Source organism: Microcystis sp. M169S2 (assembly GCF_020245865.1).
In the GTDB taxonomy this organism is placed as follows: Bacteria; Cyanobacteriota; Cyanobacteriia; order Cyanobacteriales; family Microcystaceae; genus Microcystis; species Microcystis ichthyoblabe_A.
The window spans coordinates 1-23,378 of record NZ_JADBUB010000197.1 but is presented as its reverse complement, the minus strand read 5'-3'; the positions used below and the strand labels follow the sequence as shown (position 1 = coordinate 23,378).

The 23,378-nt window shown below is 43.4% G+C and carries 20 protein-coding genes, 1 tRNA gene and 2 pseudogenes; 10 read left to right on the top strand and 13 right to left on the bottom strand.

Annotated elements, in window-relative coordinates; genetic code table 11:
• Positions 1-73: 73 nt before the first annotated feature.
• The 3 genes from IM485_RS18675 (at position 74) to IM485_RS18665 (ending at position 4,595) form a co-directional block, all read left to right on the top strand.
• Positions 74-1,816, top strand: a complete 1,743-nt coding sequence (locus IM485_RS18675; protein WP_287744930.1) for a hypothetical protein — start codon at positions 74-76, stop codon at positions 1,814-1,816.
• On the top strand, positions 1,774-2,742 hold the full coding sequence (locus IM485_RS18670; protein ID WP_104397188.1) for a DUF1822 family protein: 969 nt from the start codon (positions 1,774-1,776) through the stop codon (positions 2,740-2,742). Before IM485_RS18675 ends, IM485_RS18670 begins: the two co-directional genes overlap by 43 nt.
• Positions 2,743-2,903: 161 nt before the next feature.
• Entirely contained in the window at positions 2,904-4,595 is a 1,692-nt protein-coding gene (locus tag IM485_RS18665; protein WP_287744927.1) for a CHAT domain-containing protein, read from the top strand.
• A gap of 57 nt (positions 4,596-4,652) precedes the next feature.
• Here IM485_RS18665 and IM485_RS18660 read toward each other — a convergent pair whose 3' ends face one another.
• The 3 genes from IM485_RS18660 to IM485_RS18650 are packed head-to-tail and all read right to left on the bottom strand — an operon-like array spanning position 4,653 to position 8,217.
• Positions 4,653-6,737, bottom strand: coding sequence for a serine protease (locus IM485_RS18660; protein ID WP_287744924.1), 2,085 nt, complete (start codon positions 6,735-6,737; stop codon positions 4,653-4,655).
• Between the two features lie 27 nt (positions 6,738-6,764).
• Positions 6,765-7,610, bottom strand: coding sequence for a S1 family peptidase (locus IM485_RS18655; protein ID WP_223210784.1), 846 nt, complete (start codon positions 7,608-7,610; stop codon positions 6,765-6,767).
• 22 nt (positions 7,611-7,632) lie between these two features.
• Positions 7,633-8,217: a COP23 domain-containing protein gene (locus IM485_RS18650; RefSeq protein WP_287744920.1), complete on the bottom strand. Its 585-nt coding sequence runs from the start codon at positions 8,215-8,217 to the stop codon at positions 7,633-7,635.
• A gap of 633 nt (positions 8,218-8,850) precedes the next feature.
• Between IM485_RS18650 and IM485_RS18645 the strand changes: the two genes are divergently transcribed.
• Positions 8,851-8,924 (top strand) — tRNA-Asp (locus IM485_RS18645).
• 85 nt (positions 8,925-9,009) lie between these two features.
• Here IM485_RS18645 and IM485_RS18640 read toward each other — a convergent pair.
• Positions 9,010-11,544, bottom strand: coding sequence for a glycogen/starch/alpha-glucan phosphorylase (locus IM485_RS18640; protein WP_287744917.1), 2,535 nt, complete (start codon positions 11,542-11,544; stop codon positions 9,010-9,012).
• A gap of 214 nt (positions 11,545-11,758) precedes the next feature.
• Between IM485_RS18640 and IM485_RS18635 the strand changes: the two are divergent.
• Positions 11,759-11,933, top strand: a pseudogene (locus IM485_RS18635) (dihydroflavonol 4-reductase); the annotation flags it as partial.
• Between the two features lie 146 nt (positions 11,934-12,079).
• On the opposite strand, the gene crcB (IM485_RS18630) reads toward IM485_RS18635, so the two are convergent.
• Positions 12,080-12,484 (bottom strand): fluoride efflux transporter CrcB, encoded by a 405-nt coding sequence (gene crcB, locus IM485_RS18630; protein ID WP_104397194.1) that lies wholly within the window; start codon positions 12,482-12,484, stop codon positions 12,080-12,082.
• A gap of 145 nt (positions 12,485-12,629) precedes the next feature.
• Entirely contained in the window at positions 12,630-13,019 is a 390-nt protein-coding gene (gene crcB, locus IM485_RS18625; protein ID WP_002738216.1) for a fluoride efflux transporter CrcB, read from the bottom strand.
• A 124-nt stretch (positions 13,020-13,143) separates the two neighbouring features.
• Between crcB (IM485_RS18625) and rsmA the strand changes: the two genes are divergently transcribed.
• The gene (rsmA, locus tag IM485_RS18620; protein WP_287744913.1) at positions 13,144-13,950 is read left to right on the top strand and encodes a 16S rRNA (adenine(1518)-N(6)/adenine(1519)-N(6))-dimethyltransferase RsmA; all 807 of its coding nucleotides are present in this window, start codon (positions 13,144-13,146) and stop codon (positions 13,948-13,950) included.
• Between the two features lie 17 nt (positions 13,951-13,967).
• The gene (gene ispE, locus IM485_RS18615) at positions 13,968-14,909 is read left to right on the top strand and encodes a 4-(cytidine 5'-diphospho)-2-C-methyl-D-erythritol kinase (RefSeq protein WP_287744911.1); all 942 of its coding nucleotides are present in this window, start codon (positions 13,968-13,970) and stop codon (positions 14,907-14,909) included.
• A 21-nt stretch (positions 14,910-14,930) separates the two neighbouring features.
• On the opposite strand, the gene IM485_RS18610 is transcribed toward ispE, so the two are convergent.
• From IM485_RS18610 to IM485_RS18600, 3 genes are read right to left on the bottom strand one after another with little or no spacing between them, the layout of a single operon-like run.
• Positions 14,931-15,743 (bottom strand): urease accessory protein UreD, encoded by an 813-nt coding sequence (locus tag IM485_RS18610; RefSeq protein WP_104397197.1) that lies wholly within the window; start codon positions 15,741-15,743, stop codon positions 14,931-14,933.
• Positions 15,743-16,267, bottom strand: a complete 525-nt coding sequence (locus IM485_RS18605; RefSeq protein ID WP_104397198.1) for a hypothetical protein — start codon at positions 16,265-16,267, stop codon at positions 15,743-15,745. Before IM485_RS18605 ends, IM485_RS18610 begins: the two co-directional genes overlap by 1 nt.
• Positions 16,260-16,394 (bottom strand): hypothetical protein, encoded by a 135-nt coding sequence (locus IM485_RS18600; RefSeq protein ID WP_272948738.1) that lies wholly within the window; start codon positions 16,392-16,394, stop codon positions 16,260-16,262. The genes IM485_RS18605 and IM485_RS18600 overlap by 8 nt, the downstream gene beginning before the upstream one ends.
• Before the next feature lie 240 nt (positions 16,395-16,634).
• Here IM485_RS18600 and gyrA point away from each other — a divergent pair, with 240 nt between their 5' ends.
• A complete protein-coding gene (gyrA, locus tag IM485_RS18595; RefSeq protein ID WP_287744906.1) occupies positions 16,635-19,187 on the top strand; it encodes a DNA gyrase subunit A in 2,553 nt (850 codons plus the stop codon).
• Positions 19,188-19,440: 253 nt separating this feature from the next.
• On the opposite strand, the gene IM485_RS18590 is transcribed toward gyrA, so the two are convergent.
• Together IM485_RS18590 and IM485_RS18585 are read right to left on the bottom strand one after the other, a co-directional pair.
• On the bottom strand, positions 19,441-19,971 hold the full coding sequence (locus tag IM485_RS18590; protein WP_287744904.1) for a ComEA family DNA-binding protein: 531 nt from the start codon (positions 19,969-19,971) through the stop codon (positions 19,441-19,443).
• Positions 19,971-20,366 carry an NINE protein gene (locus IM485_RS18585; RefSeq protein ID WP_287744902.1) on the bottom strand — a complete coding sequence of 132 codons (396 nt, stop codon included), beginning with the start codon at positions 20,364-20,366 and terminating at the stop codon, positions 19,971-19,973. Before IM485_RS18585 ends, IM485_RS18590 begins: the two co-directional genes overlap by 1 nt.
• Positions 20,367-20,447: 81 nt before the next feature.
• Here IM485_RS18585 and asnS point away from each other — a divergent pair, with 81 nt between their 5' ends.
• Positions 20,448-21,812: an asparagine--tRNA ligase gene (asnS, locus tag IM485_RS18580; protein WP_287744899.1), complete on the top strand. Its 1,365-nt coding sequence runs from the start codon at positions 20,448-20,450 to the stop codon at positions 21,810-21,812.
• A gap of 162 nt (positions 21,813-21,974) precedes the next feature.
• On the opposite strand, the gene IM485_RS18575 is transcribed toward asnS, so the two are convergent.
• Positions 21,975-22,298, bottom strand: a complete 324-nt coding sequence (locus IM485_RS18575) for a Txe/YoeB family addiction module toxin (protein WP_002771556.1) — start codon at positions 22,296-22,298, stop codon at positions 21,975-21,977.
• Complete coding sequence (locus tag IM485_RS18570; RefSeq protein WP_002737712.1) at positions 22,288-22,572, bottom strand: type II toxin-antitoxin system Phd/YefM family antitoxin; 285 nt, start codon at positions 22,570-22,572, stop codon at positions 22,288-22,290. The genes IM485_RS18575 and IM485_RS18570 overlap by 11 nt, the downstream gene beginning before the upstream one ends.
• Positions 22,573-22,919: 347 nt before the next feature.
• On the opposite strand from IM485_RS18570, the pseudogene IM485_RS18565 reads away from it, so the two are divergent.
• A pseudogene (locus tag IM485_RS18565) lies at positions 22,920-23,243 on the top strand (NF041680 family putative transposase); the annotation flags it as partial.
• Positions 23,244-23,378: the final 135 nt, after the last annotated feature.

The window sequence follows — 23,378 nt, the reverse complement described above, 5'->3', positions numbered from 1 at the left end:
GGCAAGAGGAAAGGCTAGAATTAGAGAAGATTTTAGACTTTAATAGCAATTACATTTTCTAAGTAGTACGGCTATGAGCATCAGCGATCCCACTAGCCAAAAAGCCTCGTTAACTCAGCTAAATCGCGCTCTCCGGCACTTTACCGACCGACACGAGTTAACCTTGCGATTTGCAGAATATCTCAACGATGACGAGCTTGACCCCCATAAAATCCTATTCTTCTATGGGGATGGTGGCAATGGCAAGTCGCTGCTGCTGAAATTCTTATTGGAAAATTGTTGCAAGCGCTTTCCTTTAGAAACTTGGACAGAACTTAAAACCAAAACCCATCCTGAAATTGTTGAGTTTATTAAGACAATTACTGACTGGGAAAGTGACTTTCAATTTGTGCCAGCCACACTGTTGGATTTTGAATCCCCAGCCAGGTCATCGCGACCAGAACAACCTCAAGAAAATTTCGACGGGCTACTGATTTTGCATAATCAGTTAATAACCAATGCTGCTCGCTTGGGATATAAACTCTCTTTTCCGCTCTATCAGTTTGCTTGCATCTTGTATTTACAACAGAAGGGAAAACTGACAAATGAATCCGTGAATAGATTATTTCCTTCACCGGAACTTTTTGCCTCTAAATTGGCAGTCTTCCTGATTAAAGAATTACCAAATGTACTTGCCGCCCATATTTTACCCGGTTTCCTGGCGAGTTTGACATCTAGCAGTTGGAATATAATCACCCAAGACTTAGGCAAGGATTTGTCCCTTTATCTACAAGGTCGAGGACTCCAGAAAAAAGATTTTCAACGGATCACCGAGTTAGATCCCGATACGGAATTGATTGTTGCTTTGCCTAACTTTTTTGCGGAAGATCTCAAGGTCGCCATGCAAAGAGAAGGCGCTCCTGAAAAACTGGTGCTGTTTTTCGACACCCACGAAGCCTTTTGGGGAGAAGGGCGCAATCAAGGAAGTGCCAGATTTTTCAAGCAGGATGAATGGCTGCGGTGTCTGTTGTCGCAGTTGTTGGAGTTGCCCCAAATTGTCATCGTCATGGCAGGACGGGAAATTCCCCAGTGGCATCGAGCCAACTATTGTTCAATTACAGCGGACAAGTTGGAGTGCAAGCAACTGTTGAACTTTAAAGTAACCGATGCCCTCGACTACCTACAAAGAGTCGGAATTGAGGATACCCAAGTGCAGCAGAGCTTGATTGCCTATAGTAGTTTTGATGGCGATTCCGTTCATCCGCTCTTGCTGGGGCTATGTGCAGATTTAGTCAGGATGGCGCCAGAAAAAAAAGAAGCCTTTACCGCTGCCGACTTTCAATCCTTTGCCGAGATAGGAGAGGGATTTAATCAGAAATTAGGGATTTTGGGAGAAAGGCTCCTAAAATACACAGACAGGGTGTTGGAAGATGCCGTTTCTGTCTTGAGTGCCTGTCGAGCCTTTAATGAAGACCTTTACTTTCATCTGGGCGAATCCTTGAAATGCAATCCCTCCCATGCTGTCTTTGACTCGCTCCTCAGTTTTTCCTTCGTCTGGCAGGCAGAACAACAAGGTGAGGGGTGGTATCGTCTTCACCCCCTGATCCGTCGTTTAAACCACGAGCAGAAGCGGGAGCGAACCCAGGCTGCCCATCAAGTCTTGGAGCGGTACTATCGAGAAAGGGGCAATCTGGCTGAAGCTCTCTATCATGCTTACTGGCAAGAACCTCTGAGAGCGAAAGAGGAGTGGATCGAAGTTTTTGGAAAAGCCAACCAACAGGAGGACAATGAACTATGTCAGGCACTAGCGGAAATCAAGAAAGAAATTCCTTTCTAGACGGCCAAATTGCCCAATTAATGGGGGATTATCTAACTCGCTTGCAGCGATATGAGGAAGCTAGGGAGGAATACCAAGAAGCTAGTGAGGGGTATGAAAATATCTCTCCCGCTTCCCCGGACTTTGAGACAGCCCAAAATAACCAAAAAGTAGTTCTGGGAAAACTTAATCGATTACCAGAGCGGCAGAAATCCAGTCAAGACTACCGTTTAGAAAAGCTCTTTGCTGTTGAAAAGGAACAATCTCGTTCAGTTTCCTTAAAAAGCCGAGTCAATTTGAGCCAATGGTTGCAAAATGTTTTTGAGGAAAGCTGGCAGACGATTGAACAGCTTTTTGCACCTGGAGAACCCTGTTTTGCCTATGCTTATGCCTTACGCGAGCGCGGGGCTGATTTTATGGATTCCAAGACGGTTAGCGATTTAATTGAGACGATTTATACCAGTCAGGAGGAGCATCGCCGCAGACAAGCAGCACTGCGCTTGGGAGAGATGGGAACTGCATCTTCTGAGGTATTGGCGGCTCTGACTCACTTGCTGGAGGTAACTCAGGATGAAGAAACCCGTTGGAGTGCGGCAGAGAGTTTATGGCGGCTGGCTCCGCATAACTTGGCAGGTGGGTTGAGGAGAGTTAAAGATTTAGGAATGCTGATCGGGGAACACTCAGTGACTCTAATGGTGGCTGTCTTGCCTAAAACTGACCAAATGATGGCGGTTCTCCTCAGGGTCTATCCGATGCGAAACCAGAAATATTTGCCTGCCCACTTACAATTAGTGGTGCTGGATGAGGCTGGGAAAACCTTTTTGGAAACTGAGGCAAGAGAACTGGACAATTATATCCAACTCAAGTTTAGTGGTTCACCGGGAGAACAGTTCAGTGTCAGGGTGGGACTGGGAGAGGCAAATATTACCGAAGATTTTACCCTCTAGCAGAACTTTCCCCCTGAGAAATTGCTAGGAACTAAAGTACAAGTAAACGGAGAAAGTTTAATCATGAAAACCGCACTAACCGAATACAAGCATATTCAATACTTACCCTTTTAAATAGGCGATCTATTAATATTTTTTTTTAACAACGACAGGTGGTAGCAATGGTTAAGTTAGTGACTGTTAAATTGGGAGAAGGCAACTGGGAACAGGGATTTCCCGTTATCCTGCAAATTGCTGAGGAAGGCTCCCCTCCTTCGATCGAAGTTACAGGTAGATTACCAAGCGCTCCGGAAATTCCCCAAAACTATGACCAATGGCAGTCTAGCTATAGACATTTGCCTGTTGTTGTCAGGCTAACAGCACCTGCTACCCAAATTACCAATGTTTCCACTACTGCCGACTGTCGCCAGACCCTTCAAACTTTGCAAGATAGCCTCAAAAGCTGGCTGAACTCCGAGTCGTTTCGTCCAGTGAGAGAGCGTCTATTGGAAAATTTGAACCGTTCCGAACCCATTCGCTTCATCATTCAAGCTGGGGATGGCTATTTGCGGCGGCTACCTTGGAATTTGATTGAGTTCTTTGACCATTATCCCAAGTTAGAGGTAGCGATCGCCGCTCCTGTCTTTGAAAAAATTGTTAGCCCACCTTCCCCCACCAAAAGGCTGAGAATCTTGGCAATTTTAGGCAATAGCGAGGGCATTGACGTGACGGCAGATAGACGCTTCTTGGAGAATTTGCCAGGGGCTGAGACGGTTTTTTTGGTAGAACCGCCTCGACAAAAGATTAGCGAACAACTTTGGGAACAACACTGGGACATCCTTTTTTTTGCCGGACACAGCCATACGGAAGGGGAAGTGGGGCGCATTTATATTAATCAAAGGGAAAGTTTGACTATCGGTGAGCTAAAACATGGTTTGAGGACAGCGATCGAAGGGGGGTTACAGTTAGCCATTTTTAACTCTTGTGATGGGTTAGGGTTGGCCAAGGAATTGGAGAATTTGCAAATTCCTCAAGCGATCGTCATGCGAGAACCTGTACCCGATAAGGTGGCACAGGAGTTTTTAAAGCATTTTCTCAAGGCATTTTCTAGGGGTAAATCTTTGTATTTGTCGGTGCGGACGGCGAGAGAACGTCTAGCTGAAGAAGGATTAGATACGGAACTGCCGGGGGTGATGGGGCTGCCCGTTATTTGTCAAAATCCTGCTGCCGTTCCTATAATTTGGCAAACTCAGAAGAGGCTGCCTATCCGTTTTTGGATAGCACTTCCCTTTGTTTTTGCCGCTTCGATGGCACTGGTGTTTATTATACCTAGCATTATCTCAATGTCAAATCACAATGAAAATTCACCTCCAAATCGACCGCCAGAAATTGAAACCTATCAATTCCACAAGTACGGAATTTCAATAAAATATCCCCGTAACTGGCAATTACAAGAGGGAAAAAACGACCTAGAAGGATCAGGAATTTTTGTCAAATTTTCACCAGATAAAAACGATTTATCCTCTTTTCCTCCTCGCCTTACTATTAGCCTAGACGAATATTTGATTAGTCCACCTATGTTAGACGATTATGTGAATGACACTATCTCTAAAATAATAAATCAACAAAACTCCAGCATTATTCTTAGGTCTGAGCAGACGACCTTAGCGAATAATCAAGCTCATCTCATTGAGTATACTTGGCAAGATGATCTAGGTTTTCAGTTGAAATCTTTACAGTTCTTAATGATAAAAGGAGAAAAAATTTACAGAATCACCTACACGGCGGAAAATAAAGAATTTCCTGAGTTTTTGCCGCTTGTAACAAAGGTTATGATTAATTCATTCCAAGTTGAACTGAATCCAAATCTCTAGCAAAATATGAGGAGAAAAATCAATTTTGATAACAGGTCTACAGATTGAGAGAGAAATTTATACTCTTCCACCTAGAAGCTCATTAATTCTGTCAATCGCATCTTGGTAATCTTCTTTTCTATTTTGTTGTTTATAAAGTTCTGCTGCTTTTTTAAAATCTTCTAAGGCTTTTGGTTTTTCTCCGAGATCTCTATATGAAAGCCCGCGGTTGTAGTAAGCATTCGCCCAATCGGGAACCAGACGAATAACCTGAGTATAATCATTAATTGCTCCCCGATTATCTCCCAACTCACGATGAATCAAACCTCGCTCAAAGTACGCAATGCGATATTGAGGATCGTTGAGAATTGCTTGATTATAATCCTTGAGTGCTTCCTGATAAGCTTTAAACCGATTAGAATGAATCCAACCCCGAAGAAAATAGGCACGAGCATCTTTGGGGTTGAGGCTAATAGCTTGGTTCAGATCTTTAATAGCTTCTTGGTGTTCCCCTAATTCATCTCTAGCATCTGCCCGTTCTCTGTAGGCAGCTGCATATTTTGGGTTGCGCTTAATTGCTTCATTGTAATCGGATATTGACCCTTTATAATCTTTTAAGTAATAGCGGGCGTTTCCTCTGCCGAAATAGATACTCGCAGATCTAGGGACAGCAATATTCTCCTTAGTTAGAGTAACATCAAAATCTCCTCTATCTTTGCGTCTAAGCTTCAAGGTGACTTGAGTAACCGACTCACTGCTCATTTGATTAACAGTTAGTTCAACTAAATCTTCCGCACTTTTGTTCAGTGTTGATTTACCATTAATAGCTATAATTAAATCATCTAGAATCAAGCCTTGTTTGAAAGCAGGAGAGTTTTCAAAAATCTTGGTAATAATTAGCCCTTGACCAGATTCATGTCTCCGATATTGAAAACCCAAGCCAGAGTATTCTAAGAAGTTAAGGGCTTGAGTATAATCAGAGATCGCTCCTTGGTAGTCTTTTAAAGAATAGCGGGCATCGCCACGATTTTCGTAAGCCAGAAAAACATCAGGGTCGAGGCGAATTGCCTCAGTGTAATCCAAGATTGCTTTCTGATATTCCCCGAGTTCTGCATAGACAGTTCCTCGGTTGTTATAAGCTCCGCTGTATTCTGGATCGAGACGGATCGCATGGCTATAATCTTCGAGCGCACCTTGGTTATCTTCACTATAATCACGAGCTAAACCACGCCAAAAATAAGCTCTGGAGTTGTTCGGGTTCAGCTTGATAACTTCAGTCATATCCGCAATGGCTGCTTGATATTTGTTTTGCTCGATATATGCGATGCCTCTTTGTAAATAAGCATCAACATTGTTAGGTGAAATTTGCAAAACGCGATTGTAAGCTGCAATCGCTTCTTCATAGTTACCGCTATTGGCCTTAGATATTCCTAGAGTTAGTAAGTCTTCTGCAGTAGGCTGAAGAGCTACCGCAGGTGGCGATAGTACTGGATTATTCCGAGCCGCCAAAAAAGTTTTGATAGGAATTGCCAACCTCAAAGCTCTATCATCTGGTGACTCACGTAGCCCATTAATACCAATTAGAAAACCCTTTTCATCTAACAACGGACCCCCTGACATCCCAACAAAGATAGTATTATTAACAACTAAAGCATAACCTCCACCTTCTGGCGTAGAGCGTCGTTCTATAAAAGAGCCAACATTAAAACTGTATTCACGTTTTTCGGTTTTTGGTTGTTTAGCCGTCCAACCCGAAGCGTAAACTATTGCAGAACCTATGATTTTGTCAGAATCGCCTAACTTAGCAATTCTATAATTTTTATTACTCTCAAACTCCACTACTGCTAAGTCTAGCCCTGGTATTTCTTTTCTATTATAAATAGGATAACGATTTCCATCTGAGGTTTGAATTTCATATTGTCCTGCTTGAAATTCATTACTTTTGTCGTTATAGAAAACATGACGACAAGTTAAGACAAAATATTTGTTACCTTGTCGGTCAAAAATCACCCCAGAGCCAGTTCCTGCACCGTCAATTTTTACCGTAATTTCTTCAGCAATAACTTGAATCTCTTGAAGTGTCAACGCTATAGCAAGCTGAGGTTGCACTAGACAAACCACTGCCCCAATTAGTGCGACTGGAATTTGATAGGAAAATTTCATCATTATCATATTTCTTTTGAAGAATTACTACTGCTTGTGGGTTCTGAGTGCTGGAAGTCCTAACTGTTTGAAGGTTTCAATGGGGATTCCCCAACTATATTGGCTCATTTTCTTATGTTGATCTGGTGTTGCTTCAGAATTATCTGTAAATTCATAGGGAATATCCCAGAGAGGTTCTGCGTGCATTCCATTAATAGCAATAACTTCACCCCGATGATTGAATAGTGGCCCCCCGCTCATTCCTTTTTCAATTACATTAGTATAGCCAATTTGATAGCCACCTTTTAAGGGCTTACTTAGTATCTGCGTGACTTTCCCGCTGGTAAAAACAAAGCCAGTATTATAGTCTGTAATGGACGGTGAGATTGGCCTTGTAGATGATTCTACTGACAAGGGAAACCCTGCAGCAAACACCTCTTCTCCCACTATCGCAGGATCACCAAAAGACGCTACTTTATATACAACCTTAAAGCTACGAAACTGCAACAAAGCCAAATCATTACCCTTAAATGATACAGACTGGAATAAATTAGCTAAATAAACATGGCCATCTGAAGTCTGAATATGATATGGGGGAGTACCAGATCTCAGGACATGGGCATTAGTCAGAACTGTATAAACTGTTCCCTGCCGGTTTACTAGGAATCCCGACCCTATGACTTCTCTTGAGAGAATTCTGACTGTGATAGACTGAGCCTGTTTTGGCAATTGCTCCGATATTAAAGATAGCCCAGCCGCTTGCCAAGATAAACCCAAAAGAGAAATCTTTGAGTCTCTACTTGGAATAGACACCCCACCATTGAGCAACCCAAAAGGAATGAAGATCGATGAACTCCCCATACAAGCAACTACTATTACTGTCCACCACCGCATATTAGTTTGTTTTGTAATTCACTCACTGATCCCAAATGTCTGAATTTTGATCAAATGGCGAGAAAAAATTTGAAGGATCCACCCCTCCCAACAAACTGTTTACATCTAGGTAGAATTCGCCATTGACTTTGGAAATTTCGCTATCCCCACTTAGAAGGACGGGTTTACCTGAAGCAAGTCTGGCATTATCTTTGATCTGTTCTAAAATAATCTCAGGATTTGTCCCGCGTTTGAAAGTCACTAGCACTCCGTCTTTAAGACAAGGGCCGCCTTTAAAAGTGGCAACGCACAAGATAGGTTCCCCTCTGAGTATTGCCGCTTTAATAAACTTCAATGTACCATTGGAGTAAAATCTTTGGAATCTTTGAGATACAATTACACAACGCTGTTGAGGAGTATGAGGTGGAGGAAAAGAATCGTCTTGCCAACGAATTAGCTCAACATTACCCGCAAGTTCAGTGACAACAAAGGTTGCAGGTCCTCCTTCTCTGCTCATACTGCAAAAAAACTTCTGAGTTTGAGCAGAACTGGGCTGCCCACCAATAGCCAAAGCCCCAACAGCCAGCGTACTAGCCGCCATTAGTGAAGCGAACAAGTTAAGTTTCATAGAAACCTCCTTCTTAGTCTGTCCACAACTGGATTCTAGCTCAAAGTCTTTGCTGCGGGTGTTAGCTCAAGGACTTTTTTTGATAATTCTTTACATTTTTCCTGATTGACTTGATTGGGATTTTTTGGCTTTAACTAACGGATCGGCTCTCCCCGGTTTGGTGGGTAAAATGTATTCTAAGATACAGTCTTGCGGGCGAGGGAGTGGAACGAACCACAGAGACACAGAGGACACAAAGATCGATCGCTACTATATAAGTTAAACTTATCACACAAAGTCGAGAAGAGCCACGGATCTTCTCGTTTCTGTGTGGAAGGAAGAGGAATAGGGATAATTTTCCAGAACTATAGTCTTCAAAGCCTTGCCTAGCAAGACTACTAGGAATGATCAGCACTGATTATCATACAAAGTCGAGAAGAGCCGCAAAAACTCGCATTGTGACCGTTTGAAGTATAGCAAATCCGTTTTTGATCGATAGTACGATTAACTCCCAATCCAACTTTCAAAACCCAGTTATCAATTGTTTCCCCCCTCTCCCCATCTCCTCTCTCCCCACTCCCTCAAAAAAAATTTTCCCAGAGATGCTTGACATAACCCTAATGATGAAGCTACAATCAGAATTGTCGCAAAAATGGGATTGTAGTTCAATTGGTTAGAGCACCGCCCTGTCACGGCGGAAGTTGCGGGTTCGAGCCCCGTCAATCCCGTAAAAATCTGGATTAGAGTCGCTCAAGGCTGGTTATCCTGTGGGCAGTAGGATCGATGAAGACGTTCCCACTGCCTAGATTTGTTCTAATTTACCGATAAACCGGCATTAGCTTGAATATAATCGGGTAATTCAATCTTTACCGGTTGTACCCACCAGATTTCCTCGCAGTATTCCCGAATCGATCGATCGCTAGAGAATTTACCCATGCGGGCTACATTAAGAATCGCTAAACGACTCCAATGTTCTTGATCTTGATAGGCACGACCGACTCCTTCCTGACAATCGATATAGGATTGATAATCGGCCAGTAACATATAGGGATCATTGTAGATAAGATTATCCACAAGCGGGCGGAATAAACTACTATCACCCCGGCTAAAAAATCCCGAACCAATGAGGTCTAATACTGCCCGCAATTCTTCGTTATGGTAATAGTATTCTTGGGGATTATAACCAGCGGCTTTTTTAGCATAAACCTCCTCGGTTGTCAATCCAAAAAGAAAGAAATTTTTCGCCCCCACCTCTTCACGAATTTCGATATTTGCCCCATCGAGAGTGCCGATAGTTAAGGCCCCATTCATAGAGAATTTCATATTACCAGTTCCCGAAGCTTCTTTCCCAGCCGTGGAAATTTGTTCGGACAAGTCGGCAGCTGGATAAACCCGTTGACCGAAGGTGACATTATAATCGGGGAGGAAAACCACTTTTAAACGTCCTCCAATTGTCGGATCATTATCGATCACTTCTGCCACAGAATTAATCAATTTGATGATTAATTTCGCCATAAAATAACCCGGGGCTGCCTTCCCACCAAAAATAAAGGTACGGGGGGTAATATCGAGATTGGGATTATTTTTGAGGCGATGATAGAGAGTGACGATATGTAAAACGTTGAGATGTTGCCGTTTATATTCGTGAATGCGTTTTACCTGCACATCAAAGAGGGTACTAGGATCAACTTTAATGCCGACTTTTTTAGCGATATAATTGGCTAAATCTGCCTTAATATCGTATTTAATTCGTCGCCAATAGTCCCGAAATCCCCCATCATCCACATAGTTTTCTAAACCGCGTAAATCCTCCAGATGCTTAATCCAATTTTCGCCGATTTTTTCTGTAATCGCAAAAGTCAAGCGGGGATTACTAGAAACTATCCAGCGCCGGGGAGTAACTCCATTGGTTTTGTTGCTAAACTTTTCGGGAAAGAGTTCATAGAAATCGCGCAGAACATCTCTTTTTAGTAATTCTGTATGGAGGGCTGCCACCCCATTAATTGCCTGGGAACCCACACAGGCGAGGTGAGCCATACGGACGTATTTTTCGCCGCTTTCATCGATTATAGATAAACGGGACATTTTGCCGTCATCCTGGGGATAAATAATGCGAATTTTATCCAAGAAACGATAGTTAATTTCGTAGATAATTTCCATTAATCGGGGGAAAAGACGACCAAAAATACTCAAAGGCCATTTTTCTAAAGCTTCTGGCAAAAGAGTATGATTGGTATAGGCGAAGGTATTTTGAGTAATAAACCAAGCTTTATCCCAATCGAAATGATGCACATCAATTAACAAGCGCATTAACTCAGCTACCCCGACAGAAGGGTGAGTATCATTCAATTGTACCGACCATTTTTGATGAAAATTATCGAGACTGGGGTTCTCATGTAAGTGAATACGAATCATATCCTGTAGGGAACAGGAAACAAAGAAATACTGCTGTTCTAAACGTAGTTCTTTGCCTTGAATTGGTTCATCATTAGGATAGAGAACTTTACTGATATTTTCCGAGTGAACTTTATTATCCACCGCACCATAATAATCACCGCGATTAAAGCGACCAAAATCAAAAGATTCACAAGCTTCTGATTTCCAGAGACGCATGGTATTAGCGGTGTTAACTCGATAGCCGAGAATTGGGGTATCGTAGGGAATTCCTTTGACTACATAATCGGGAATCCAATGACTGCGATAATTACCATTTTCGTCGGTATAGGATTCGGTATAACCGCCAAATTTTACCTCTACCGATGATTCCGGTCGGGCAATTTCCCAGGGATTTCCATACTGTAACCACTTATCGGTTATTTCTACCTGCCAACCGTCGTGAATTTCTTGATCAAAGATACCAAATTCGTAGCGAATACCGTAACCAATAGCCGGAATTTCTAGGGTAGAAAGGGAATCGAGATAACAGGCAGCTAAACGACCTAAACCACCATTTCCTAACCCTGGTTCTTCTTCCTGGGCAATTAATTCTTCTAGTTTTAATCCCGATTCGCTGACAGCTTTCTGAACCTGTTCGTAGATACCGAGATTAATTAAATTATTAGCCAAATGGGGACCGACTAAAAATTCGGCCGAGAGATAACAAACGGTTCTGACATCTTTTTTTAGATAGGTTTGTTGGGTGGTTAACCAACGCTGCAATAAACGATCGCGGATTGTATAGGCTAGGGCCATATAAAGATCGTTTTTGCTGGCTAATTCTGGTAATTTACCTTGAATATAGAGTAAATTATCCCTTAAAGCCCGTCGGATAGTTTCTGTGTCTAATCCTGTTCTGTCGTCTTCGATGATAATCGGACAAACAAAAGTTGACTCTGGAGATGGATTCATAGGAGCATTTTTACTGAAGATTTACTGCTCTTAGTCTAAAATAACCCGACCCCAAATTGTATCAAGAAAAGCTTAAATATTGACTAAGATTAAGGTATAGTAATAATAAAGTTAAGGTGATTAAATTTCAGTTACTGATAGGAAGCGAAAACAGGGGAAAGTTTGAATAATGGGTGCTTTTGTGACGGGTGGAACGGGTTTGATCGGGGCGATAATCTCGGGAAAATCGCCCTCTATACCCCTTGATGGCCTGAAAATGTCAAAACAGTCCATATACTAAGATTCCTCGAAGGCAGTGCAAGAAACTGGGCTTACCGCAATCGCCGATTAGACAAGCTTTAGCTGATGCTGTCAATTGGTTTCAAACCCATGGAGACATTACCTATTAAGACTGAGTAGGAAAGGAAAAAGATAGTCTCAATTGTGCTGAGATGCTTAAGTAGTTAGGTGTTAAAAGTTGTCAGCTCCCCCCGCCTATCGGCACCCACCTTATTAAGGGGGCAGGGGGGATCAGACGCAAAATCTATTGAATAATTCATCTAGGAAAACCCGTTCTTGCTAAAATAACTCCAATTTTAAGCGCCATCATCCCCCCAAGAACACTGCCCAACCAGTAAATTAAACCGAAAGTCATATTTCCCTGCTCTAAAAACTTGTTAACCTCCAAACTATAGGTGGAAAAAGTTGTATAGGAACCACAAAAACCCGTGGCAATCATCAATCCTAATTCTGGGGCAATTATGCGAATATTTTCCCTAACTATAGTAAAGATATAAGCAATAATTAAACAGCCAGAAAAATTAACAAAAAATGTCCCCAAAAATTGCCATTCTTGACCGAAAATACTTTCAACTAATTTCGCAATATAAAAACGACTCAAAGCCCCAAAAATAGCCCCAATCGCCACGGATAAACCATAACGTCCCCTGAAAAAATCCATGCAGTCTGTCCTAGCCTTAAATAGTCAATAAATTAGAGAATTAAGTAGCTGGTTATAATTAAATTTAAAATGGATTTTAGGTTCGATCCCTCCTTAATCCCCCCTTGATAAGGGGGGCATCTGATAGTTTTTAACGCCTACCTACTTAGCCTAGAAAAAATTGGGCAATAGCTGCCCCGATTCTCACGGCAATCAATCCGAAAATTATACTAGCAACGGCAAAAAAAAGACTGAGAAAATTTTGCTGATTGCGCCAGAGGATCAAGATATCTAAACTATAGGTAGAAAAGGTGGTATAAGCTCCTAAAAATCCCGTTCTAACCATTAAATCTAGTGCGTGGGAATAAAAGGGAAAACTGGGTAAAATAGCCCAAAAAAAGCCGATAGCTAGACAGCCAGTTAAATTAATAATAAAGGTTCCATAGGGAAAGCGCAAGCCGAATTTTGCTTTTGTCCATTCGGTAATATAATAACGAGATAACGCCCCCGGAACCGCTCCGGCTACAATTGCGAAAACATCGTTTAAATCTGACATTGTATCTAATTTTTTTGCTATCTTTGTCTAGGCTCTATGATAATTGATGCGGTTATCGATCGCATGGCCTATATTTTCAGGGGTGTTATTGTCGAGGACAACCCTCTGATTTTAAAATAGAGGTATGAAAATTCAACCGCGTAAACGTTTTGGACAACATTGGTTAAAAGATGAATCGATACTCGATCGCATCATCGGCGCTGCTAATTTACAATCCGAGGATCGGGTATTAGAAATCGGACCGGGTACAGGCATTTTAACCCGTCGTCTTCTCGATGGCGCTCAATTGGTTGTCGCTGTAGAAATCGATCGAGATCTATGGACAATTTTAAACAAAAAATTTGGCCAACAAGATAACTTTCATCTCATCCTGGGCGACTTTCTTGCCCTTAAACCGGAGCAACTGCCGCCGGTTAATAAAGTAGTGGCTAATATTCCCTATAATATCACCGGTCCGATCCTCGAAAAGCTGCTCGGTTCGATCGCCCATCCCTTCACCCCCCCGTACCAGAGTATTACCCTCTTAGTCCAGAAAGAAGTCGCCGAAAGATTGGTCGCTGTCCCCTCCACCAAAGCTTACAGCGCTCTCAGCGTCCGCATTCAATACCTTGCCGATTGTCAATGGATTTGTGATGTCCCCCGGCGGGCCTTTTCCCCACCTCCCCAAGTGGATTCGGCGGTAATTCAGCTTTTACCCCGTGTTTTGCCGAATAATGTCAGCAATCCAGCCTTTTTGTCCACTTTAATTAGCTGGGGTTTTGCCAACCGGCGCAAAATGTTACGCAATAATCTAAAAAATTGTCTGGATAGCGATCAATTAAGCCAAATCCTGACACAATTAGAAATTAATCCCCTCGCTCGCGCCGAAGACCTCAGTTTATCGCAATGGATTGACTTGGCGGAAAAATTAGGTCAATTGCCAAAATTTTAGATTTTTTTCCTTGACAAATGCACAGTTATACCCTTCTAGCCCCCGCTAAAATTAACTTATATCTAGAAATCGTTGGCGATCGCCCTGATGGGTTCCACGAGTTAGTCATGGTGATGCAGACGGTGGGATTATGCGATCGCATCACTCTCCGGCCCAACGGATTGCAGGAATTCCGCCTCTTTTGCTCTCATCCCCTCGTCCCCCAAGATAGCAGTAATCTCGCCCATCGGGCCGCCACTTTGATGGCGAAGGAATTCCCCCGCCTCTTTGCCAATTACGGCGGTATCGATATCACCATCGACAAATATATTCCCGTGGCTGCGGGTTTAGCGGGGGGTTCCACCAACGCGGCGGCGGTGTTAGTCGGCATCGATTTAATCTGGGAATTAGGCTTAACCCGTCCGGAATTAGAAACTTTAGCGGCAAGATTGGGGTCCGATACTTCCTTTTGTGTGACAGGAGGAACGGTTATCTGTACGGGAAGGGGAGAAATTCTCGATCCGATCGCTCCTCTGACTGGATTATGGGTGATTTTAGCTAAATACGATCATTTATCCGTTTCTACACCCTGGGCCTACCAAAGCTATCGGCAAAAATTTCAAGATACCTATCTGTCTTCTCCAGAGGACTTTCATCACCGCCGTCAGCAGGTGAGTTCCGGGGCTTTGGTACAAGCGATCGCCCAGAAAAAACCAGCTGCTATCGGCAAATTTATCCATAATGACCTCGAAAAGGTGGTTTTACCGGAATTTCCCCTCGTTGCCGAGTTAAGACAGGTTCTAGGCGATTTAGGCGGCTTGGGAACGATGATGTCAGGCTCTGGCCCGACGGTTTTTACTCTCTGTTCATCTCAGGAAGTGGCGGAAACTATTGTTAAAGAGGCCCGGGAAATTCTCGTCGCTCCCGATCTACAATTTTGGATAGCTCCAATCACCGATACAGGCATTCAAGTGACTTGAGAAAATGACAATTAACCGCCTTTACCAAGACAACCAAACTCGCGGAATAATTGCATCTCGATCGCTCATTTCTCGCCTTAAAATTTGCCAAACCTGCTGAAACCATTGTCGCACTTCACCGCTAGAATTACCCCGATAACGACATAAAAGACCATCTCCTAAAGTGCTAGTAACTCCCATCTCTCCTTCTAGGGAAAAATCTCTCACTTTCTCGATTAAATTTCTGCCCACCGGTTGACCGATATAAACTAAAGTACCGATCAGGGCGCTATCATTTAAACCAGAAAATCCCTCGATCATTTTACCACCCAACAGGAAGGATCGATCGAGCCATAAAGGTTGTCCTGATCGCCAAATTTCCCAATTAGAATGCCATTCTCCCGCTAAAAATTTCTCGCCTCGCGCACTGCGACCAAAACGGGTAATTTCCCATCCCAACCAACTGCTATTTTCCCCTAAATCCACTCGTAAATGTTGGCGAAATACCGCCCCATTAAAGATAATTGTTTCTTGGGGTAGCCATTCTAAACTGGCATTGTCATCGATTTTAATCTCGATTAATTGCTGGGCCATCTGACCGTTACTCTGGTAAACTTTTCCAGCAGAAGCAGTGGTAATCAGGGCATTGGTAGCGGCTTGGAGATGAATTTTTTGTTGAAGAACATCACCCCCAACTATTCCCCCCGCCGTGTGTAAAATTACCGTATGACAAAGGTTTTTTCCTTCGGGATAAAAAGGTCTTTGTACTTTTAAAGGGGCGGTAGCATAGACGTAATTAATCTCGGTTGCGAGATTTTTTTGCTTGTAAATTAGTTCTAGGTTTCCCTGCCACATTATTTATCCTCGGTCATGGTTTCTAGAAATTGGCGATAATTTTCGGGACTGAGATTAATTTTAACTTCTATTTGCTGTTCTTTATCCCTGATCAGTAAAATATATTCACTTTCCGCTTTTTTGCCGACCAGGAGAGGATTTTTTAGCTCGAATTTTTGATAAACTAGATGGGGTTTCGTCACCCGAATAACTAAACTAGCTTGGGATTGGGGATAAATGTCTAATTGCTCCCGTTCCCGATCTAAAATTAATTGTTTAGGTGTCATGCTTCTTTCGTCAGCAAAAGTAGATTTATGCCAATAGAGGGTAATCCCGCGAATTTGGGGCATTTGGATGCTAAACTTTTCATCAAAACCTTGCTGCTCCCAATTAATATCTTCCAGAGAGCCAGTATCGGGAATTAAACGCTGTTGCCAGAAGACTTCCTTAAGATTTAAATCTTGCCACCATTGGCTAATAATTTGGAAATTATCCAGATTATCGGGGTGGGGATTGGCACTTTGCCAGAGGAGAGGATTAAGCATTTTTGGGGAATTTTTGAGCTGGGAAAATCAGGTTAATAGTTTTCGCTGGAGTTAAGGGATCATTAATCTCAATTATCATCGATTCTCGAGCTGCCGATCGGGCCATGGTATTAACTCTCGATCGCATTTTTATTTTATCCTAAATTATCGGGGGAAAAACTACTAAAAGTAGTCTTCACCATTTGCTTTTTCCTCTTGTGATCGCTGCTAACTTGACACTATTCTAAACCCGAAAAAAGAGGGATTTTATGGTAAAATAGTCCTACAAATGGGCATATTCTGCACATCAAAAGGGTAAAAACCCGACTTTTAGCGAATTTACTCACAAAAACGCTTTTTTTGCCTTGTTATTGGAGTTAACCCCCCTATGACCGCCGCCCAGGATCATGTCGTCCCCACAGACTTAAGCAATGAAATGTCCCGTTCCTACCTAGAATACGCCATGAGCGTCATCGTCGGGCGCGCCTTGCCCGACGCTAGGGACGGACTGAAACCCGTACACCGGCGCATTCTTTACGCGATGTACGAACTAGGATTAACCCCCGATCGCCCCTTCCGGAAATGCGCTAGAGTCGTCGGGGAAGTATTAGGAAAATACCACCCCCACGGGGATACTGCTGTTTACGATGCTCTCGTCCGCATGGCCCAGGATTTCTCCATGCGCGATCCCCTGATTAACGGTCATGGTAACTTCGGATCGATCGATAACGATCCCCCGGCAGCCATGCGTTATACCGAGTGTCGTCTGCACACCCTAGCCACCAACGCCCTACTACAGGATATCGAGTCAGAAACCGTCGATTTCGCCGATAACTTCGATGGTTCCCAACAGGAACCCGTGGTTTTACCCTCTAGAGTCCCACAACTGCTAATTAATGGCTCATCGGGCATCGCCGTCGGTATGGCCACCAATATCCCCCCCCACAACCTGGCCGAGATTATCGATGGAACCGTTGCCCTCATCCATAACCCCGATCTCACCGATACGGAATTACAGCGTTATATCCCGGGGCCGGACTTTCCCACCGGGGGGCATATCCTTGGTAGAGACGGCATTCAGGAAGCTTACACCACCGGCCGCGGTTCCATTACCCTGCGGGGAGTCGCTACCATTGAAACTATCGAACAAAGGGGAAGACCCGATCGAGATGCTATTATCATCACCGAACTGCCCTATCAAACCAATAAAGCGGCATTAATCGAAAAAATCGCCGATTTGGTCAATGATCGCAAAATAGACGGTATTTCCGATGTGCGGGACGAAAGCGATCGCGACGGCATCCGGGTAGTGATCGAACTGAAACGAGATGCCTATCCTCGCGTCGTCCTCAACAATCTTTATAAACAAACGCCCCTCCAGTCGAATTTTGGGGCGAATATGTTGGCATTAGTCGATAACGAACCGAGATTACTGACTTTAAGGGAGTTTCTCCGCGTTTTCCTCGATTTTCGGGTAGAAGTGATCACCCGTCGTACCCGTTATGAACTCCGCAAGGCCGAGGAAAGGGATCATATCCTTCAGGGTTTACTAATTGCCCTCGCTAGTCTCGATGCAGTCATTGCCCTAATTCGCAGTGCTGCCGACACAGCTAGTGCAAAAGAGGGATTAGTGCAGAATTTTGGTCTTTCAGAGGTGCAAGCGGACGCAATCCTACAAATGCAGCTGCGACGGTTAACCGCCCTAGAATCGGAGAAAATTCAGCAAGAACACGGGGAATTACTGACAAAAATCGGCGATCTTCAGGATATTTTAGCCAGAAAAGAACGGATCGACAGCATTATCGAGGAAGAACTGCAACAGATCAAAACGATTCACGCTACCCCCCGTCGCAGTCATATTGAACAACGGGAAGGAGAAATCGCCGAAACTGACCTGATTGCCAACGAACAGGCCTTAATTCTCGTCACCGAACAGGGTTACATCAAAAGAATGCCCGTTAATACCTTTGAGTCCCAAAATCGGGCGACAAGGGGCAAAGCTGGGGCGAAAATGAAAGAAGACGACGGCATCGATCACTTTATCACCTGCCGCGATCACGATAGCGTCCTCTTTTTCACCGATCGCGGGGTTGTCTATAGTCTCAATGCCTATCATATCCCCACCGGTTCCCGCACCGCTCGCGGCGTTCCCATCGTGCAACTGTTAGAGATTCCCAAAGGGGAGAAAATTACCTCGGTGGTGGCAGTCAGCGAGTTCAGCGAGGATAATTACCTGATTATGCTCACACAAAAGGGATTTATCAAGAAAACCGCCCTCGCTGCCTTTAGTAATATTCGATCGAACGGTTTAATCGCCATTTCTCTCGAAGACGGTGATCAACTACGTTGGGTTCGCTTGGCTAAAGAGGAAGATAGCGTCATTATCGGTTCTCGTCAGGGGATGGCAATTCATTTTAAGGCCGATAGTCAACAATTGCGCTCCTTGGGAAGGGCAACTAAAGGCGTAAAATCGATGAAATTGCGCTCAGGTGACGAATTAATTAGTATGGACATCCTTCCTAGTCAAATTGTCGCCCAAATCGCTGAATCTAACGAAGAAGAAACCGAGGACGAAAGCGAAGAAATTAACCCCGAAGTGGCTAATAATGGCCCCTGGGTGTTAGCGATTACCATGGCAGGACTGGGAAAACGGGTTCCCGTTACCCTCCTCCGGTTGCAAAATCGGGCGGGATTAGGAGTCAGAGTGATTAAATTCCGCAAAAAGAACGATAAATTAGCGGCTCTGCACGTTGTTAACCCCCACGAGGAATTTATGATTATCACCGAACGGGGTATTATCATCCGTCAATCCGTCGATGCTATTACTCCCCAATCGCGCTCGGCCGGAGGCATCCGGGTGCAAAAACTTGATGAGGACGATGCGATCGCTGCGGTGGCCCTAGTTCCCCCTAGTGATGCGGAGGAATCTGAAGACATTTAGATTTACTGGGAAGTGGGAAGTGGGGAGAATAAATAAAAATAATCTTCTGACTCCTCTCCTATCTCCTGATACTAAATCCGTTGAGTAACGCACAGAAAACGGGTTTCTCGGAGAAACCCGTTTTCTACTCATGCACTCATGCAAAAAGGGGAATAAATAATCAGTCTTTAATAACCAGATTTAGTATGACTCCTGACTCCTGACTCCTGACTCCTGTCTCCTGTCTCCTGTCTCCTGTTCTGAGGATTTGGGATTAAAACTGAAAAAAGTGCATTAATTGGGAGATTTCCTGCGCTTCTAGGGATAAACGCCCTTTAAAATCCACAATATTCTTAAATAATCCCTGTTCTTCTCTATTTTTAATAATGGCAGCTGCTAAATTATCACTGATCAGGGGCAGGGTAGTTAACTGCTCGATCGAGGCAGTGTTAGGATTGATTTTAGGGGGTGCGAGTTGACTTTCGGGACTATAATAGGCAAATTCTAGAATCGGCTCCCAAGCTTTCAATCTAGCCACAGGAACACTCAAAGCAGCCGCTAGATCTTCAAGACAAAGCAATTCTACCCCCATACCCAGCAATTCCACCAACATCCGCGCTTGATGGATGGATATCCCCGGCAATCGCAGCCAATCATCCACACCCGCTTGACTGACATTAATTTTAATGCCCAATTGTGCCGCCATAGCGATCTCATCAAGGGAACGAAAGCGATAATAGGGATCATTGCTAATTTTGGCTTTTAAAGGGTTAAAAGTGCGCCCTAACCAGTTTTGCGGTGTCATTATAGTAGTTGTCGCCGTTTTTCTTCAAATTCGTACTCAGAAATTAATCCTTCTTGCCGGAGGCACTCTAATTCCCTTAAAGCTTCCCCGATCGCCTCTACTTGTTTAGGCTCTAAACTGGGGACAGTGGCAGCAGCGGTGGCAGTGGGAAAATAGTTAGCCAAAAATTGGTTATCTTGGATTAAATACCACACTGCATCGATCGCGCAAGCCACCCGGGGAATCGGAGTTTGCCAGAGGAGAAGATAAATAATTCCCCAGAGAGGTTGACCGAGATAGAATTTATGAATACCAGCGATAGGAAAGGGTAAAGCGAGAATGCTGCCGATAAAAGCCAAAAAAATCGCTAATTTACGGCTTTTGGGCTTACTTAATAATTTTTCCACCAGAAGCATGACACCTGTTCGAGATTGATTTTAGCCTGATCTGGACTTTCTATCCTAAAATACTCTTTGGTTCTAACATAGGGATACGCGATGACTAGCAGAATCAAGGAAATCTTTCAGACAGGACAACCGGATCAATCCGTCACCGTGCAGGGTTGGGTGAGAACAAAACGAGAATTAAAAGAATTTACTTTCCTGGAAGTTAATGATGGCTCATCCCTGGCCAACTTACAAGTTATCCTCGAACCGACTTTACCCGATTATGAAAATGTACTAAAAGCAATTAGTACGGGAGCAGCGATCGCTGTTTCGGGAAATTTGGTTCCTTCTCCGGGTAAAGGGCAAAATATCGAGTTAAAAGCGGCCGAAATCACCCTTTATGGTGACTGTCCCCCGGATTATCCCCTACAAAAGAAACGTCATTCCTTTGAATTCCTAAGAACTATTGCCCATCTGCGAGCAAGAACCAACACCCTAGGAGCAGTAATGCGGGTTAGAAACGCTTGCGCTACCGCTATCCACAGTTTTTTCCAAGAAAAGGGCTTTATTTGGGTACATACTCCCATTATTACCGCTAACGACTGCGAAGGTGCGGGAGAATTATTTACTGTCACCAGTTTAGATTTAAAAAAACCCGCCAATTTTGCCGAGGATTTCTTTGGTAAACGGGCCTATTTAACCGTCAGTGGACAATTACAAGCGGAAGTAATGGCCATGGCCCTATCTAATGTTTACACTTTTGGCCCGACTTTTCGCGCCGAAAATTCTAATACTTCCCGTCATCTGGCCGAGTTTTGGATGGTGGAACCGGAAATGGCTTTTTGTGACTTGGAAGGAGATCAGGATTTAGCGGAAGCTTTTCTGAAATATATCTTTAAATTCGTCTTGGAAAATTGTCCCGAAGATTTGCAGTTTTTTAACGAACGTATCGATAAAACGGTGTTAAGTACGGCCGAAAATATCGTTAATAGTGAGTTTGGCCGGATTACCTATAGCGAAGCGATCGAGTTATTAGAAAAAGCCGATCGTCAGTTCGAGTTTCCCGTAGAATGGGGCGTAGATTTACAGTCAGAACACGAACGTTATCTAGCGGAGGAACTATTTAAAAAACCCGTGATTGTCACCAATTATCCCAAGACAATCAAAGCTTTTTATATGCGTCTAGATGACAATAATAAAACTGTTTCCGCCATGGATATTTTAGCCCCCAAGATCGGCGAAATTATCGGCGGTTCCCAACGGGAAGAACGATTAGATGTATTAATCCAAAGAATGCAGGAACAGGGAATGAATCCCGATGATTTGTGGTGGTATTTGGATCTGCGTCGCTACGGTTCCGTTCCCCACGCCGGTTTTGGTTTAGGATTCGAGCGTCTGGTACAATTCATGACGGGAATGACCAATATTCGCGATGTGATTCCTTTCCCCCGTACCCCTTTAAGTGCCGACTTTTAGGTTGATGTCTAGAAACCACCGGAGAAAGGAGGAATGTAGATATTTATTAAATTGTAGCTTAGGCTACAGACTTGGAGTAGAAAATGTTTGTTGTTTCACTGTCCCCCTCTACGTTCTTTGTCCCCTTTCTCCTGTAACAGTTCTTAATGGGTTTGTCTGAGTTTAGCCTGATTGATAATGATAACGAGCTTGTAAAAAATAAACCTTATTTCCTGTGACTTTATAAACCAAACGATGCTCTAAGTCGATCCGTCGTGACCAAGTGTCGGCAGCAATATACTTAAGAGGTTCGGGTTTACCCAATCCTGTAAACGGATCGCCATCCAAAATATCTGCCACTAAGTCTAAAATTTTATCGCCTTTTTTCGGTTCGTTTCGATACCACCAAGCTAAATCTGCTTTGAAATCAGGACTAAAAACGGGCAAATAACCATGAATAGGATTGTTTTTAGGTTTATCTGGCTTATTTTCTCTTTTAGGACTCAATTCCTAACTCCCCTTTCAATTCAGCTAATGTTTGAGGAGTTGCATCTTCTGTCTGGGTCCATGCTAAAGAGCGAAATAAGCGTTGGGCATTTTCTGGCGAGCGCAGTAAATAAACACACTCTAATAAACTGGAAAGCTCATCTTCAGCAATTAAGGCCACATTTTTCTGATTGCGACGCTTAATGACGATAATTTGAGATTCGTCACACACCTGATCTAAGAGACTCGCTAAATTCATTCTCGCCTGAGAGTAGGTGGTTTCTTTGCTTAACATGATTTTTAGGGGAGAATTGTACAACCTTATTGTACAATTCCAAGCCCTTGAACTCCCCAAAAACCCCAAAATCTGAAGGGAGAGGAATGTAAATATTTATTAAGTTGTAGCTTTTGATACATTTGCGGGGGGAAGTGTGTACACTAGCCCTAAATCGTCCTTAACGGAGTGTCGCCATTAACGGAGTGTGTAAATTACATGAGTGTCGCAAAGCAATATTCTATCAACTGGAGTTTAGACTAACTCCCCCCAATCATACCGTACAGTCTATTCCACTCAGAGGGGGAGTATGGGGGAAGAGGAAAATCAAGAGATAATGAGGTAAAGTTACTCAATAATCAAAAGCCTTGAATCAATCTCTCCAAAAACTCCAGAATTTCAGAAAGGAAGCCTATCAACTACTAGACCCGGCCAAAGATGCCACTTTTGACTTAATGGATGCGGTTTTGACTACCCGAAAAGTCGATTCTTTTGCTGAGTTGTCCCTATCGACCGTATTTCGGAGAAAGTGGCCGAGCATCTATGAAGCCCTAGATGATTGTCGTCCCAAAACCAATAAATTAATGGAACTTTATCTGAAGCAAATACCGACACCAAAACTAGAGCAACGAATTATATTAGCAGGAGATCATACCCCATGGCCGAGGACTGAAGCTCCAACGTTAAGGGAGCATCTCACCTTTGCAATAAGTAGAAATGCTTAATGAGATCAATAAAAAAGTTAAAAAAGGCGGCTCTACCGAACCTGTCATGTAAAACTATCAATAACTCATGCTTGTAAAGTTTGTACACTAAGGCTTTGAGTT

Excerpts from the sequence above, each read along its gene's own strand:
- IM485_RS18605 (WP_104397198.1), bottom strand. The coding sequence starts at position 16,267 with ATGCTTAATCCTCTCCTCTGGCAAAGTGCCAATCCCCACCCCGATAAT.
- IM485_RS18600 (WP_272948738.1), bottom strand. The coding sequence starts at position 16,394 with ATGCGATCGAGAGTTAATACCATGGCCCGATCGGCAGCTCGAGAATCG.
- IM485_RS18660 (WP_287744924.1), bottom strand. The coding sequence starts at position 6,737 with ATGAAATTTTCCTATCAAATTCCAGTCGCACTAATTGGGGCAGTGGTT.
- crcB (WP_002738216.1), bottom strand. The coding sequence starts at position 13,019 with ATGTCAGATTTAAACGATGTTTTCGCAATTGTAGCCGGAGCGGTTCCG.
- IM485_RS18650 (WP_287744920.1), bottom strand. The coding sequence starts at position 8,217 with ATGAAACTTAACTTGTTCGCTTCACTAATGGCGGCTAGTACGCTGGCT.
- IM485_RS18590 (WP_287744904.1), bottom strand. The coding sequence starts at position 19,971 with ATGACACCGCAAAACTGGTTAGGGCGCACTTTTAACCCTTTAAAAGCC.
- crcB (WP_104397194.1), bottom strand. The coding sequence starts at position 12,484 with ATGGATTTTTTCAGGGGACGTTATGGTTTATCCGTGGCGATTGGGGCT.
- IM485_RS18570 (WP_002737712.1), bottom strand. The coding sequence starts at position 22,572 with ATGTTAAGCAAAGAAACCACCTACTCTCAGGCGAGAATGAATTTAGCG.
- rsmA (WP_287744913.1), top strand. The coding sequence starts at position 13,144 with ATGAAAATTCAACCGCGTAAACGTTTTGGACAACATTGGTTAAAAGAT.
- gyrA (WP_287744906.1), top strand. The coding sequence starts at position 16,635 with ATGACCGCCGCCCAGGATCATGTCGTCCCCACAGACTTAAGCAATGAA.
- IM485_RS18655 (WP_223210784.1), bottom strand. The coding sequence starts at position 7,610 with ATGCGGTGGTGGACAGTAATAGTAGTTGCTTGTATGGGGAGTTCATCG.
- IM485_RS18675 (WP_287744930.1), top strand. The coding sequence starts at position 74 with ATGAGCATCAGCGATCCCACTAGCCAAAAAGCCTCGTTAACTCAGCTA.
- IM485_RS18610 (WP_104397197.1), bottom strand. The coding sequence starts at position 15,743 with ATGTGGCAGGGAAACCTAGAACTAATTTACAAGCAAAAAAATCTCGCA.
- IM485_RS18585 (WP_287744902.1), bottom strand. The coding sequence starts at position 20,366 with ATGCTTCTGGTGGAAAAATTATTAAGTAAGCCCAAAAGCCGTAAATTA.
- IM485_RS18670 (WP_104397188.1), top strand. The coding sequence starts at position 1,774 with ATGTCAGGCACTAGCGGAAATCAAGAAAGAAATTCCTTTCTAGACGGC.
- ispE (WP_287744911.1), top strand. The coding sequence starts at position 13,968 with ATGCACAGTTATACCCTTCTAGCCCCCGCTAAAATTAACTTATATCTA.
- IM485_RS18640 (WP_287744917.1), bottom strand. The coding sequence starts at position 11,544 with ATGAATCCATCTCCAGAGTCAACTTTTGTTTGTCCGATTATCATCGAA.
- IM485_RS18665 (WP_287744927.1), top strand. The coding sequence starts at position 2,904 with ATGGTTAAGTTAGTGACTGTTAAATTGGGAGAAGGCAACTGGGAACAG.
- asnS (WP_287744899.1), top strand. The coding sequence starts at position 20,448 with ATGACTAGCAGAATCAAGGAAATCTTTCAGACAGGACAACCGGATCAA.